Origin of the sequence: Massilia oculi, assembly GCF_017582745.1 — a bacterium.
Lineage (GTDB): Bacteria > Pseudomonadota > Gammaproteobacteria > Burkholderiales > Burkholderiaceae_D > Telluria > Telluria oculi_A.
The window spans coordinates 72,803-85,783 of sequence record NZ_JAFVIM010000019.1; the positions used below are offsets into that span (position 1 = coordinate 72,803).

At 67.7% G+C, this 12,981-nt stretch carries 12 protein-coding genes; 9 read left to right on the plus strand and 3 right to left on the minus strand.

The annotated features are described in order from the left end of the window. Window positions 1–2 precede the first annotated feature (2 nt). The 3 genes from J3U95_RS20070 to J3U95_RS20080 are packed head-to-tail and all read left to right on the plus strand — an operon-like array spanning window position 3 to window position 4,685. Window positions 3–908, plus strand: a complete 906-nt coding sequence (locus tag J3U95_RS20070) for a carbohydrate kinase family protein (protein ID WP_208280471.1) — start codon at window positions 3–5, stop codon at window positions 906–908. After that, on the plus strand, window positions 905–3,379 hold the full coding sequence (locus J3U95_RS20075) for a GH92 family glycosyl hydrolase (RefSeq protein ID WP_370662092.1): 2,475 nt from the start codon (window positions 905–907) through the stop codon (window positions 3,377–3,379). Before J3U95_RS20070 ends, J3U95_RS20075 begins: the two co-directional genes overlap by 4 nt. 31 nt (window positions 3,380–3,410) lie before the next feature. Beyond that, window positions 3,411–4,685 (plus strand): sugar MFS transporter, encoded by a 1,275-nt coding sequence (locus J3U95_RS20080; protein WP_370662093.1) that lies wholly within the window; start codon window positions 3,411–3,413, stop codon window positions 4,683–4,685. Between the two features lie 27 nt (window positions 4,686–4,712). Here J3U95_RS20080 and J3U95_RS20085 read toward each other — a convergent pair whose 3' ends face one another. Both J3U95_RS20085 and J3U95_RS20090 read right to left on the minus strand, forming a co-directional pair. Further along, entirely contained in the window at window positions 4,713–5,075 is a 363-nt protein-coding gene (locus J3U95_RS20085; RefSeq protein WP_208280423.1) for a hypothetical protein, read from the minus strand. 20 nt (window positions 5,076–5,095) lie between these two features. Then, window positions 5,096–7,876, minus strand: coding sequence for a TonB-dependent receptor (locus tag J3U95_RS20090; protein WP_208280424.1), 2,781 nt, complete (start codon window positions 7,874–7,876; stop codon window positions 5,096–5,098). 248 nt (window positions 7,877–8,124) lie between these two features. Here J3U95_RS20090 and J3U95_RS20095 point away from each other — a divergent pair, with 248 nt between their 5' ends. The 4 genes from J3U95_RS20095 to J3U95_RS20110 all read left to right on the plus strand — a co-directional run bounded on the left by J3U95_RS20095 (window position 8,125) and on the right by J3U95_RS20110 (window position 11,042). Beyond that, window positions 8,125–9,060: a pyridoxamine 5'-phosphate oxidase family protein gene (locus tag J3U95_RS20095; protein WP_208280425.1), complete on the plus strand. Its 936-nt coding sequence runs from the start codon at window positions 8,125–8,127 to the stop codon at window positions 9,058–9,060. Continuing rightward, a complete protein-coding gene (locus J3U95_RS20100; protein WP_208280426.1) occupies window positions 9,053–10,000 on the plus strand; it encodes a PDR/VanB family oxidoreductase in 948 nt (315 codons plus the stop codon). Before J3U95_RS20095 ends, J3U95_RS20100 begins: the two co-directional genes overlap by 8 nt. Before the next feature lie 35 nt (window positions 10,001–10,035). Next, window positions 10,036–10,515 carry a nuclear transport factor 2 family protein gene (locus J3U95_RS20105; protein ID WP_208280427.1) on the plus strand — a complete coding sequence of 160 codons (480 nt, stop codon included), beginning with the start codon at window positions 10,036–10,038 and terminating at the stop codon, window positions 10,513–10,515. A gap of 182 nt (window positions 10,516–10,697) precedes the next feature. Continuing rightward, complete coding sequence (locus J3U95_RS20110; protein WP_208280428.1) at window positions 10,698–11,042, plus strand: winged helix-turn-helix domain-containing protein; 345 nt, start codon at window positions 10,698–10,700, stop codon at window positions 11,040–11,042. Window positions 11,043–11,045: 3 nt separating this feature from the next. Here J3U95_RS20110 and J3U95_RS20115 read toward each other — a convergent pair whose 3' ends face one another. Next, a complete protein-coding gene (locus tag J3U95_RS20115; RefSeq protein ID WP_208280429.1) occupies window positions 11,046–11,396 on the minus strand; it encodes a hypothetical protein in 351 nt (116 codons plus the stop codon). Window positions 11,397–11,524: 128 nt separating this feature from the next. Here J3U95_RS20115 and J3U95_RS20120 point away from each other — a divergent pair, with 128 nt between their 5' ends. Next, a complete protein-coding gene (locus tag J3U95_RS20120) occupies window positions 11,525–12,424 on the plus strand; it encodes a LysR family transcriptional regulator (protein ID WP_208280430.1) in 900 nt (299 codons plus the stop codon). A gap of 140 nt (window positions 12,425–12,564) precedes the next feature. Then, entirely contained in the window at window positions 12,565–12,936 is a 372-nt protein-coding gene (locus J3U95_RS20125; RefSeq protein WP_208280431.1) for a DsrE family protein, read from the plus strand. Window positions 12,937–12,981: the final 45 nt, after the last annotated feature.

Sequence of the window (12,981 nt, forward strand, 5' to 3'; positions counted from 1 at the left end):
GCATGCTGTGCGCCGGCGAGGCGCTGACCGACATGATCCACCAGGGCGACGAACAATGGGTGAGCCGCGTGGGCGGATCGACCTGGAACGTGGCGCGCGCGCTGGCGGCGCTGGGCGAACCGACCGCCTTCGCGGGCGCCATCAGCCTGGACCGCTTCGGCGACGCGCTGTGGACTGCCAGCGAGGCCGTCGGCCTGGATACGCGGCTGCTGCAGCGGGTCGACCGTTCGCCGCTGCTGGCCGTGGTGGAGCAGGGCGAGCCGCCGCGCTACTTCTTCATCGGTGACGATTCCGCCGACCTGCACTTCGAGCCGGCGCTGCTCCCGGCCGGCTGGGCCGAGAGCCTCTGCTGGGCCCACTTCGGCGGCATCAGCCTGGCGCGCGAGCCGCTGGCCTCGAAACTGGTTGGGCTGGCGCGCCAGCTCAAGGCCCAGGGCGTGGCCATCAGCTTCGATCCCAACTACCGCAACCTGATGGACGAGCGCTATGCGCCCACGCTCGAAGCCATGGCCGCTATCGCCGACCTGGTGAAGGTGTCGGACGACGACTTGCGCGGCCTGTTCCCCGGCCTCGAACTGGACGCAGCGCTGGCGCGCCTGCGCGCCTTCAATCCGGCGGCGTATTGCCTGCTGACGCGTGGAGGACAGGGCGCGAGCCTGTTCCACGGCGCCGAGCGCTGCGATGCGCAGGCCCCAAAAGTTTCGGTGGTGGACACCGTCGGCGCCGGCGACGCCAGCGCCGCCGGCCTGCTGACCAGCCTGATGCGCCACCCGGAGCGCCGCCTGCAATCGCATCTGCACGCGGCCCTGGCCGCCGGTTCCGCCGCCTGCCTGCAAGCCGGCGCCACGCCACCGCCGCCCGCGGCCATGCAACAACTATTCGAACAACTCGAAGGAGACGCAGCGTGACGATTCATCCTCGCACCAACCCATTCCAGCCCATCCTGCGCGGCGTCTGCCTCGCCCTGGCCGCCTGCCTGCTGCCGCTGTCCGCGTTTGACGCGACCGCGGCCGGTGCACCTGCCAAAGCCGCCGTCGCTGTCGGCACGCTGCCAGTGAACACCTTCATCGGCACCCAGGACGAAGGCAATACCTTCCCCGGCGCGTCGGCCCCGTTCGGCATGATCCAGGTCAGCCCGATCGCCGATCACTACGCCGGCTACCGCTATACCGACAAGAAGATCCGCGGCTTCGGCCATTCCTTCCTGTCCGGCGCCGGCTGCTGGGAGCAGGGCGGCCAGCTGTCGGTTTTGCCGGTCACCGGCACCATCGGCCCCGGCGGCGACTTCGACACCGCCAAGAAGGGCGCGTTCGACCACAAGCAATACGCCGCCGAGTACACGCATGACGGCGAAGTCGGCCAGGCCGGCTACTACAAGGTCAAGCTGACCAGCTATGGCGGCATCACGGCCGAGGCAACCGCGCTGACCCGTGCCGCCGCCGAGCGCTATACCTATGCGCCGGGCACCAAGACCGGCCACGTGCTGCTCAACCTGGGCCAGGCCAACGAGCGCCATTCCGTGATCGGCAGCACAGTGAACATCGTGGGCGACCGCAGCGTCGAGGGCCAGATCGTCACGAAGAGCTTCTGTGGCGGCGCCAAGTACACGACCTGGTTCCGCATGGAGTTCGACCAACCCTTCGCCAAGCGCGGCATCTGGGACGACCGCGCTGGCTGGCCGGACGTCGACGGCCCGAGCCAGCAGGGCGAGGCCAAGCCGCACGGCGTGTGGCTGAGCTTCGACCTCAAGGACGGCCAGGCGGTGACCGCCGTCAGCGCGATCTCGCACGTCGATGCGGAAGGCGCGCGCATCAACCTGAAGGCCGAGGGCATGGAAGGTGGCAAGCCGATGACCTTCGACGCCATGAAGGCCAAGGCCCAGGCCAACTGGCAGCGCGAGCTGGCCAGCGTGCGCATCGAGGGCGGCAGCGTCGACGACCGCACCGTGTTCTACACCGCGCTCTATCACACCTTGCTGCAGCCATTGACCGGCAACGACGCCGACGGCCGCTACCGCGGCTACGACGACGCGATCCACACCGCCAAGGACTGGACCTATTACGAGTTCTTCTCGCTGTGGGACACCTATCGCGCGCAGAACCAGATGCTGGCGCTGCTGCGTCCGGAGCGCGCGAGCGACATCGCGACCTCGGTGCTCAAGATCCGCGAACAGGGCGGCTGGCTGCCGCGTTGGGGCTATGCCAACTTCGAGACCAATATCATGACCGGCGACCCGGTGACGCCGTTCCTGGTCGACCTGTGGCGCTTCGGCGCCTTGCAGGGCCGCGAGGCCGAGGCCTATGCCGCGCTGCGCGAGAACGCCTTCGGCGTGCCGGCCCACGGCATCCGTCCGCAAGGCCGTTCGGGCAACCCGAGCTACCTGAAGCAGGGCTTCGTGCAATACGACCGCAGCTTCATCTCGAAGGGCATGGACACCGACCCGCACCACGGCGCTTCGGCGACGCTCGAATACGCGGCGGCCGACGGCGCGCTGGCCGGCATGGCCCAGGCGCTCGGCCACGCCGACGATGCCAAAGTGCTGGCGCAGCGCGCCCAGAACTGGAAGGCGATCTGGGACCCGAGCGTGGTCGACGCCGAGACCGGCCAGAAAGGCTTCCCGCGTCCGCGCCTGCTGGACGGCAGCTGGTTCGGCGACGTCGGCAGCGGCTACGATCCGCGCGGCGACCACGGCTTCCATGAAGGCACGGCATGGCAATACCAGTGGCTGGTGCCGCAGGACGTGCCCGGCCTGGCCGCCGCCATGGGCGGCGTGACGCCGGCACTTGGCCGCCTGGACCAGTTCTTCGACTATCCTGCGGTGCTGGCCGACCCGAACGCGGTGCGCAAGTCGTGGGTGGTGGGACCGTACAGCTATTACGCCCAGTTCCGCTACAACCCGAACAACGAGCCCGACCTGCACGCGCCGTGGATGTACACCCTGATGGGCCAGCCGTGGAAGACCACCACCGTGGTGCGCGCGGCCGAGACGCTGTTCACCAACGGTCCCGGCGGCGTGACCGGCAACGACGACCTGGGCACGATGTCGTCCTGGTACCTGTTCAGCGCATTGGGCATCTATCCGGACATGCCGGGCAGCGGCCGCTTCCTGCTGCATGCGCCGCGCTTCGCCAAGGCCGAGATCGACCTGCCGCAAGGCCGCATCCTGCGCATCGAGGCGCAGGGCGCCAAGCCGGGCGAGCGCCGCTTCGTCAAGTCGGTGAACTACGGCGGCCGTGCGGTGGAGCGCGTGTGGCTGGACTGGGAGCAGCTGCAGTCGGCGGGCACGCTGAAGTACCAGCTCACGACGCAGCCGGATAAGAAAGGGTGGGGCACGCGGGCGCGTGATCTGCCGCGCCCACCGGCAGGTGTTGCCAACTAAGCGTTCGTCGCGAAAATAATCAGGAGACAGCATGGCCAATATGCCATACAAGGCGGCGCCAGCCGCCCAGAACCAGGGCGCGACGACGCAGCTGGACAGCAACACGAGCGCGCTCGTCATCGTGACGATCCTGTTCTTCATGTGGGGACTGATCACGTCGCTCAACGACGTCCTGATCCCGCACCTGAAGGCGGTCTACACCCTGACCTATGTGCAGGCGATGCTGGTGCAGTTCTGCTTCTTCGGGGCCTACGCCATCGTGTCGCTGCCGGCCGGCGCCCTGATCCGCCGTATCGGCTACCAGAAGGGAGCGGTGGCCGGCCTGCTGGTGGCCGCCGCCGGCTGCACGCTGTTCTATCCGGCCTCGTTCGGCGGCTACGCTTTGTTCCTGCTGGCGCTGTTCGTGCTGGCCTCTGGCATCACGGTGCTGCAGGTGGCGGCGAACCCCTATGTGGCGGTGCTCGGCCCGGCGCGCACGGCGTCGAGCCGCCTTACGCTCACCCAGGCCTTCAATTCGTTGGGCACCACGATCGGGCCGGCCGTCGGCGGCCTGTTGATCCTGTCGGCCGCGGGAGCGGTTGCGGTGACGGGTAGCGATGCAGCGGCCGAGGCGGCGTCGGTGCGCGGCCCCTACCTGGTGCTGGCCGGCGTGCTGGTCGTCCTGGCCGTGCTGTTCTGGCTGGCGCGCCTGCCGGAGATCGCCGACACCGAGGACGTGCCGCTGGCAGGGGAAGCCCAGGGCTCGGCGCTGTCGCACCGCCATCTGGTACTGGGCGCGATCGGCATCTTCTTGTACGTGGGCGCGGAGGTGAGCATCGGCAGCTTCCTGATCAACTTCATCGGCGAGCCGCACATCGCCGGCCTGTCGCATGCCGACGCCGCGCACTATGTCAGCATCTACTGGGGCGGTGCGATGATCGGACGCTTCATCGGCTTCGCCGTGATGCGCGTAGTCAGCCCGGGCAAGACGCTGGCCTTCAATTCGTTGGCCGCGATCGTGCTGGTGCTGGTGGGGACCTTCGCCCAGGGCGACCTGGCGATGTGGGCGATCCTGGCCGTGGGCCTGTGCAATTCGATCATGTTCCCGACCATCTTCAGCATGGCGCTGCATGGCCTGGGAAGGCACACGGGCCAGGCCTCGGGCATCCTGTGCATGGCGATCGTGGGTGGCGCGCTGGTGCCGTTCGCGCAAGGGGCGCTGGCCGATTCCTTCAATGTGCAGGTGTCGTTCCTGCTGCCGGCCGCCTGCTACGCCTTCGTCCTGTACTTCGGCGCCAAATATGCGTCGATGTACACGGCAAAATAAGCTTCAAGACATGCCGATCGCCGACTGCTAGTCGGCGATCGGCACGACGATGTCGTTCCTCGGGATGGCGACCCATTTGCCCTTGATCTCGACCCAGGCTTCCTCGTAGTCCAGCCGTATCCGGACTTTGCTGCCCGGGCAGCCGGCTCCCGCATTCAGGACGGCGTCGGTCCTGCGGCCCTTGAAACTGGTGAGCGTGCCGAATTCCGGCTTGCCGTCCGTGAAGCACTGGAAGAAGAATTGTTGTCCCTCCGCCGTCGCCGTCACGACCAGGTTGAACATGCCGTCCGGCGAATGGCTGCGGGCGCTGCTGAACGTGCCCGATGCCGGCGGATCGGAGGCCTGGGCAAGGGACGACAGGAACAACATGAGCAATGCCAGGTGTTTCACGCGTCCCTCCACGGGTTGGCCTAGTTGAACGAGTAGTTTACGCTGGCATAGAACCGCCGCCCGCGCGGATCGGTATAGCTCGGATCGTAGCCGGACAGGAAGAAGTAGGCCTGGTTCGAATACGGCGGGCTCTCGTCGAACAGGTTCTGCACGCCCGCGCGCAGCTTCAGGCGCGGCGTGGCCTGATACGCCGCCGACAGATCCCACAGCGAGTACGACTTGACCTTGTTGGCTTCCACCACCGAACCGTCGTCGATATTGATCGCCGTGTTCTGGTCGTCGTAGCCGCTCGACCAGGTGTTCTGCAGGCTGGCCGACACTGGCCCGCGCTCCCAATCGAAGCTCACCGTATGGCGCCAGCGCTGCACCACGCCGTCGGTCACGAACTTGTTCAGGTTACTCACGAAGGCATCGCCCGGCGCGTTCTGGATCTCGGACGACAACACATAGGTGCCGTTCAGGCGGCCGCCGAAGCGCCCCAAAGGCGTGTCGACGCCGCGCACGGTGACCGCCAGGTCCAGGCCCTTGGCCACCTGGGCGCCGCGGTTTTCCTTGCGCAGTTCGATGTAGTCGATCACGTCGTCCTCGTCGCGGTGCACCAGGTCGCCGTACTTGGCCAGGTTGCCCAGGATGATGTCGTCGCCGATCTCGCTGATCAAGTCGGTGCGCTTGATGTTCCAGTAGTCGAGCGAGGCGCTGACGTTGCGGCCGGCCGCGAACACGGCGCCGAAGGAGAACTGGCGGCTGCGCTCCGGCTGCAGGTCGGCGTTGCTGTAGCGGCGCGTATCCCAGTTGTCGGCGCAGTCGGCGTAGTTGTTCTCGACCGTGGCGCAATAGACCGGATCGGGCAGGGTGGCGGTGCTGCTGTAGACGGTGGGGCGGAACAGCTCCGTCATGGTCGGCGCACGGAAGCCGCGGCCGGCCGAGGCGCGTACCAGCAGCGCGTCCGTCGGGCGGTAGGAGAGGCCGATCTTGGGGCTGGCCGCGCCGCCGACCTGCTCGTAATGGTCGTAGCGCGCCGACAGCTGCGCCTCCCACTGCTTCGCGAACGGCACCAGCACTTCGCCGTACAGGCCGGCGACGTCGCGCTTGTCGCTGGTGGCGCGGCCGCCTTCCGGCGCGGCGTCGTTGTTGATGTTGTCGGAGAGGAGCAGGGCGGACGGCGTGAAGTTGTTCTTCTCGCGCCGCACTTCGCCGCCGATGGCCACCGCCAGCTCGCCGCCGGCCAGCGGCATGAGCGCGCGCGAGAACTTGAAGTCCAGCGCATCGAGGGTGCCGCGCGCACGGCGCACGACGTCGTCGACCTGGATGCTGTCGAGCAGGGCGCGGCCCTCTGGGCTGGATGGGCCGAACGGATTGATGCGGCCGTCCAGGATCCCTTCCATCAGCTCGTTGTACAGCACGTAGCCGTGGGTGTCGCGGTCCTTGACCGTGTTGACGCTGTGGTTGTAGGCGGTGTCGTAGTCCCAGCCGCCCACGGTGCCGCTCACGCCGACCACGAAGCGCATGCCTTCGCTGGTCAGTTCGCTGGTGCGCTGGCCGGCTTCGGACAGGCGCATGCGCAGTTCCAGCTCGCCCGGATAGTCGTCGTCCAGTTCCTCCAGGCCGGTGCCCACCAGCTGCGGCACCAGGCGGTAGTCGATATAGCCGGTCACGCGCGCCGACGAACCGGTGTAGTACGATTTGGCGCGGCTGAGCGCGACCTCGGCATAGGCCTGGTGGCCTCCGCCGAGCCTCAAGACGCCGCGGCTGAGCAGGCTCGCCTTTTCCGTCTTCGGATACAGCTCGGTGTCGCCCATGTAGTTATAGGTGCAGGCATCCACGCCGCCGGTGCCGTCGGGCAGGTAGACATTGGCCGGCGGCGCGCAGTCGGGCGCCGACAGGTTGATCAGGCGGTTGGTGATCGGGCGGCCGTTGATGGTGAAGCCCAGTTCCTGCAGGTGGTCGCGCTGGTTCGAGGTCAGGCGGATGTTGGCCGGGCCGGTATAGCCCGACAGCAGGTGGCCCAGGCGTTCCTCGACCCGCAGGCCGGGGATGAAGCTGCGCTGCGAGGTATTGAGCGCATTGGTGCGCTGGAAGTCGGCCACCGCGAACACATTGTAGCCGTCGCGTTCGAGGTCGCCCTTGCCGGCGCTGATGCTGGCGGTGCGCTTGCCGGCGCCGCCTTCGTCGGTGGTGCTGCCGTAGGCGTTCAGTTCCAGGCCCTGGAAGTCCTTGCGGGTGATGAAGTTGATAACGCCGCCGATCGCATCGGTGCCGTACAGCGCCGACGCGCCGTCCAGCAGCACCTCGACCCGCTCCAGCGCGGCGGCCGGGATGTTGTTCAAGTCGACGCCGCTGTCGTCGCCGGGGGAGGCGAAGTTGGCCATGCGCCGCCCATTGAGCAGGACCAGGGTCGACGAGGTGCCGATGCCGCGCAGATTGGCGCTGTTGAAGCCGCGCTGGTCGCCGCCGACATTGATGCTGGCGCCGTCGGTCAGGCCGCCCACGTTGGCCGAGACACGGGCCATGAGTTCGGAGGCGGTGGTCACGCCGGCCTTCTCGATCTCGGCGCGCGAGACGATCTGCACCGGCAGGGCGGTTTCCGCCTGCACCCGGCGGATGGCGGAACCGGTGACTTCGACCTTCGGCATGTCGGCCGGCGCCGTCGCCGGCGCAGGCGCAGGCGCAGTCGTCACCGCCGGTGCTTCCTGCGCCAGTGCATTGCCCGATACCCCGGCCGACACTCCTGCCGCCATCCAGGCGCCTGCCAGCAACGCACCGCGCACGGCGCGCGCCGCCGCCTTCAACTTCATATTCATCAATTGTCCCTATGAAACTACGTAAATATCGAGGAGTGTAAACGCGCGGCGAGCAGTAATGACAACAATCGCCGCCGGAAACGAGGGATGTTGCGAATCTGATACGCGGACGTTGCCGATCCGGCTCGGTATTCCCTTTGGAGAAATAATGAATTGCGGCTTGCACCGATTCCCTGCGTTTGCATAATTCATGAAAATGCTCCCATGACGAACGCGGCCAGACAGCCGCCAGCCCGGGAGAACGCAGCATGACGACTTCTGTTTACCATGACGGCGAACGCGCCGTGCAGCACAGCGCCGGGGAGGTCGGCATCGCCGACCGCAATGGCGTGGTCATCGCCGACACCATCCTGGGCGGCGCCCGGCCCTTCATCGGGAAGCAGTCGATGGTGGTGCTGGCCAGCGTGGACGCCGACGGCGCGCCCTGGTCCACCGTCCTGTTCGGCCAGCCCGGTTTCGCCCATGCCGACAGCGCGGCCCAGGTGACGGTCGACCTGCCGGCGGCGCTGCGCGACCCCCAGGAGCCGTTCTGGCGCAACGTCGCCACCAATCCGGCGATCGGCAGCCTGTTCATCGAACTCGGCTCGCGCCGCCGCTACCGCATCAATGGGGGCCTGCAGCGGCTGGACGATGCGGGCTTCGACCTGGCCGTGCGCGAGGCCTATCCGAACTGCCCCAAATACATCCAGCGCCGCCAGCTGCGCCGCATCGATGGGGAGGCGGCGCCGGCCTTGCTGGGCGAGGGCCGCGCGCTGGACGAGACCGCGCGCGCCATCGTGCGCCGCGCCGACACCATTTTTGTCGCCAGCAACCACCAGGAGCGCGGCGCCGACGCCTCGCATCGCGGCGGCAGTCCCGGCTTCGTCCAGGTGGTGGACGACACCCTGCTGCGCATTCCCGACTACAGCGGCAACAGACTGTTCAACACCTTCGGCAACCTGACGGTCGATCCGCGGGTGGGCCTGTGCATTCCCGACTTCGAGGGCCAGCGCCTGCTGCAGCTGAGCGGCCGCGCACGCATCCTGCATGGCCAGGACGATCCGCACGGCCTGACCGGCGGCACCGGGCGCTTCTGGGAAATCGCGATCGACCGCTGGCTGCTGCGCCGCGCGCCGCAGCGCCTGGACTGGGAGTACCTGGACTCTTCGCCCTTCAACCCGGCGGTGGAGGTGGGCCATGCCTGACTTGATGCGCTACCGGATCGCGGCCATCGTCCGCCACGGCCCCGCGGTCAAGGAATTCCGCCTGGCGCCGGAGGACGGCGCGCCGCTGCCGCCCTGGCAGCCAGGAGCCCACGTCGAACTGGAATTCACCTCGCGCGCCGGCGTCCGCCACCGCAACGCCTATTCGGTGGTGGGTGAACAGGGCGGCATGCTGCGCATCGCCGTCCAGCGCGAGGAAGGCGGCCGTGGCGGATCGCGCGTGCTGCACGACGAATTCGAGCCCGGCATGACGCTCGAGGCCAGAGCGCCGCTGGACGCGTTCAAGCTGCATGCGGGCCGCACGCGCACGGTGCTGATCGCGGGCGGGATCGGCATCACGCCGATGCTGCCGATGGCGCGCGCGCTCGACGCGGCCGGCGCGAGCTACCGGCTTCACTACCTGGCGCGCGAGGCCGAACGCCTGGTCCTGACCGACGACTGGAGCGCACTTGGCCCGGAGCGCGTCCAGACCCACGTCACCGCCACCCAGGGCCGTCCCGACCTGGCAGGCCTGATCGGGCCGTGGGAAGAAGGCTGCGAGCTGCACGCCTGCGGGCCGTCGCTGCTGCTGGAAGCGATCCGCGCCGCCGCCACGGCGCAGGGCTGGCCGCAGCAGCACGTGCGCTTTGAGAGCTTCGGCGCGCGCGCCCACGATGAAGATGGTCCGCTGCAGGTCGTCCTGCGGCAGACGGGGATGACCCTCGACGTCGCGCCGGGCAAGTCGATCCTCGATGCGATGATCGAGGCCGATGTATTCGTCTCCTACGAGTGCAAGCGCGGCGAATGCGGCAACTGCTATGCTGGCGTGGTGTCGGGCGAGCCGCTGCACCGCGACGTCTGCCTGAACGCGCAGCAGCGGGCAGTCGGCATGACGCCCTGCGTCTCCTGGGCCAGGGGCCCGCTGCTGGAACTCGATCTATAAGCTGTTTTCACCACCACCAACCGAAAGGTCTCACGATGACAACGCCCTCCGCAGTGCGTCCGCCGCTGCCGCCGTTCACCCGCGAATCCGCGATCGAAAAAGTGCGCCTGGCCGAAGACGGCTGGAATACGCGCGACGCCGCCAAGGTGTCGCTGGCCTACAGCCTGGACACCCGCTGGCGCAACCGCGCCGAATTCGCCAACGGCCGCATTGAAGCGCGCGCCTTCCTCGAGCGCAAATGGAACAAGGAGCTCGAGTACCGCCTGATCAAGGAGCTGTGGGCCTTCACCGACAACCGCATCGCGGTGCGCTATGCCTACGAGAGCCGCGACGACTCGGGCAACTGGTACCGCTCGTACGGCAACGAGAACTGGGAATTCGGCCCGGACGGCCTGATGATCAACCGCTACGCCAGCATCAACGACATGCCGATCACGGAAGAAGAACGCAAGTTCCGCTGGCCGCTGGGACGTCGCCCTGACGACCACCCGGGCCTGTCCGACCTGGGACTGTAACGGCGCACCTGGCAGGATTCCGGCCCGCGTAGGAATGCGCGGGCGAGCTGCGTGAGTGTTGCCTTTAGCGAAACAATGAATTTCTAGCGGTATCCATTCCCTAAATGGTCAGTATTTACGACAATGATGACGTGCGCCTGGCTGGCCGGGGGGCTGGCGGCGCCGCGCACTATCGGTGAACCATGATGGGAACTACGACCAGGGACGAACGCGCCAGCTACACGCTGTCGTTCGCAGACTTCGACATCGAGCCGCGCCTGCGCCGCCTCAGCCGCGGCGGCGCCGTCGTGAACATCGGCGCGCGCGCCTTCGACATCCTGTGGCTGCTGGCCGAGGCGCCCGGCCAGGTGCTCGAGCATCGCTACCTGCTCGAACGGGCCTGGGCCGGGCGCGTCGTCGGCGAGGCCAACCTGCGGGTGCAGATCGCCGCCCTGCGCCGCGCCCTCGACATCGAAGGGGTGGAACGCTACATCCTGAACGTGCCGGGACGCGGCTACCTCCTGACTGCGCCGGTGGTTCGCCGCTGAACGTCAGCCGGCCTCCCGCCTGACCCGGGCAATCGCCGCGTCGATGCCGTCCGGCCCGTAGCCGGCGTCGTGCATGCGCCGCAGCGCCTCCGGCGAGGGCGCGCCCGGTCGCGCCAGCAGCGTCGCGACGAAGGCGAGGCAGGCGGTCGCCCTGGCCTCATGGCTGCTGCCTTCCTCGTTGGCCATCATTTCGGCGGTGTTCAAGCCGGCCGCCCGGCCGCGCTCGCGCAGGCGCAGGATCCTCGGCGTGGTCGCTCCCGTCCCGGCGCGGCGGCGCGCCAGAAACAGGTCGATGCGGATTCGGGTGCGCAGGTCGAGTCCCGTGGCGGCAGGGCGCTCGTCAGGCGAATTCATACGAACTGGTGGTCCATCATAGTGGGGATTGCGGCGGCAGATAATTGCTGAGACTGCCATTCTGCGAAATAATGAAGCCCATTGGAATCCGCGTGCTACGCAAGGCACTATTTCGCAGGGAGTAATGAGTGGACCAGATCCATCTGATGAACGTCTTCGTGGCCGTCGGCGAAGAAGAAGGTTTCGCCGCGGCGGCGCGGCGCCTCGACCTGTCGCCGGCCGCCGTCACGCGCGCCATCGCCGGTCTCGAGGAAAGGCTGGGCGTCAAGCTGCTGCTGCGTACCACGCGCAATGTGCGCCTGACCGAAGCAGGGCGGCGCTACCTGGACGACACGCGCGCCATCCTGGCCAGCATCGATGAAGCCAACGAGGCGGCGGCCGGGGTCAACGCGGCGCCCAAGGGCCATCTGTCGGTGACGGCCTCGGTCCTGTTCGGCAAGGCCTTCGTCATGCCCTGCATCGTGCGGTTCCTGAACGAGTATCCGGAAGTCGAGGTGTCGGCGCTGTTCCTGGACCGGATCGTGAACCTGGTCGACGAGGGCATCGACGTTGCCGTGCGCATCGGCCACCTGCCCGATTCGAGCCTCAGGGCGCTGCGCGTGGGCCAGGTGCGGCGCGTGCTGTGCGCCTCGCCAGAGTACCTGGCGCGGCAGCCCTTGCCGCAGCATCCGGCCGACCTGCTGCGCCATACGATCATCGCCGCCACCGGCATCTCGCCGCGGGTCGAGTGGAAGTTCGGCGCGGTCGACGATCCGACCATGGTGCGCCTGCGGCCGCGCCTGACGGTGACCAGCAACGACGCCGCCATCGAGGCCGCCTGCGCCGGCCTGGGGATCTGCCGGCTGCTGTCCTACCAGATCGCCGAGCACCTGACCGCCGGCCGCCTGAAGATCGTCCTGTCCGAGTACGAGGAAGCGCCATGGCCGGTGCACCTGGTGCACCGCGAGAGCAAGTTCGGCTCGTCCAAGGTGCGCAACTTCATCGACCTGCTGGCCGACCACCTGCGCGCCGACCCGCACCTTAACTAGCCTACTGTCCGGCATTTCGGCAGGCGCAACGATGTATTGTCCTGCGCGGGATTTCTCTTGGCGTCTCCGCTTTCTAGAATGGCTTCATTCGCTGCATGGCGCGGCGGACACAAGCCCACCAACGACACCAGGAGAACTCCATGAAAGCAGCCATCATCATCCTGTCCGATCCCAAAGCCGGCGAAGACGCGCTGGGACGCATGTTCAACGGCCTGGCCGCCGCCTACGACTTCAAGCAGAAAGAGACCGAAGTCGGCATCTACTTCCAGGGCACCGGCACCCGCTGGCCGGGCGTGCTGGCCGACGACAAGCATCCGATCCACGCCCTGTACAAGGCGGTCGAAGACAAGGTGGTCGGCATTTCCTGCGGCTGCGCCGACGTGTTCGGGGCGCGTGAAGAAGCGGAGAAGGCCGGCTTCGACCTGATCACCGATAACAGCGTGCCGGGCACCTCGGGCCTGCCGAGCATCGCGCAGATCTCGGCCGACGGCTATACCGTGTTCACCTTCTGAAAGGTCGGCGGGGCGCGCCGTGCACACGGGCTCCCCCGTTGTCTC

Bases quoted from the DNA above. Each gene is read 5' to 3' on its own strand.
- J3U95_RS20110 (WP_208280428.1), top strand. From the start codon at position 10,698: ATGATGGGAACTACGACCAGGGACGAACGCGCCAGCTACACGCTGTCG.
- J3U95_RS20125 (WP_208280431.1), top strand. From the start codon at position 12,565: ATGAAAGCAGCCATCATCATCCTGTCCGATCCCAAAGCCGGCGAAGAC.
- J3U95_RS20080 (WP_370662093.1), top strand. From the start codon at position 3,411: ATGGCCAATATGCCATACAAGGCGGCGCCAGCCGCCCAGAACCAGGGC.
- J3U95_RS20095 (WP_208280425.1), top strand. From the start codon at position 8,125: ATGACGACTTCTGTTTACCATGACGGCGAACGCGCCGTGCAGCACAGC.
- J3U95_RS20070 (WP_208280471.1), top strand. From the start codon at position 3: ATGCTGTGCGCCGGCGAGGCGCTGACCGACATGATCCACCAGGGCGAC.
- J3U95_RS20100 (WP_208280426.1), top strand. From the start codon at position 9,053: ATGCCTGACTTGATGCGCTACCGGATCGCGGCCATCGTCCGCCACGGC.
- J3U95_RS20105 (WP_208280427.1), top strand. From the start codon at position 10,036: ATGACAACGCCCTCCGCAGTGCGTCCGCCGCTGCCGCCGTTCACCCGC.
- J3U95_RS20115 (WP_208280429.1), bottom strand. From the start codon at position 11,396: ATGAATTCGCCTGACGAGCGCCCTGCCGCCACGGGACTCGACCTGCGC.
- J3U95_RS20090 (WP_208280424.1), bottom strand. From the start codon at position 7,876: ATGAATATGAAGTTGAAGGCGGCGGCGCGCGCCGTGCGCGGTGCGTTG.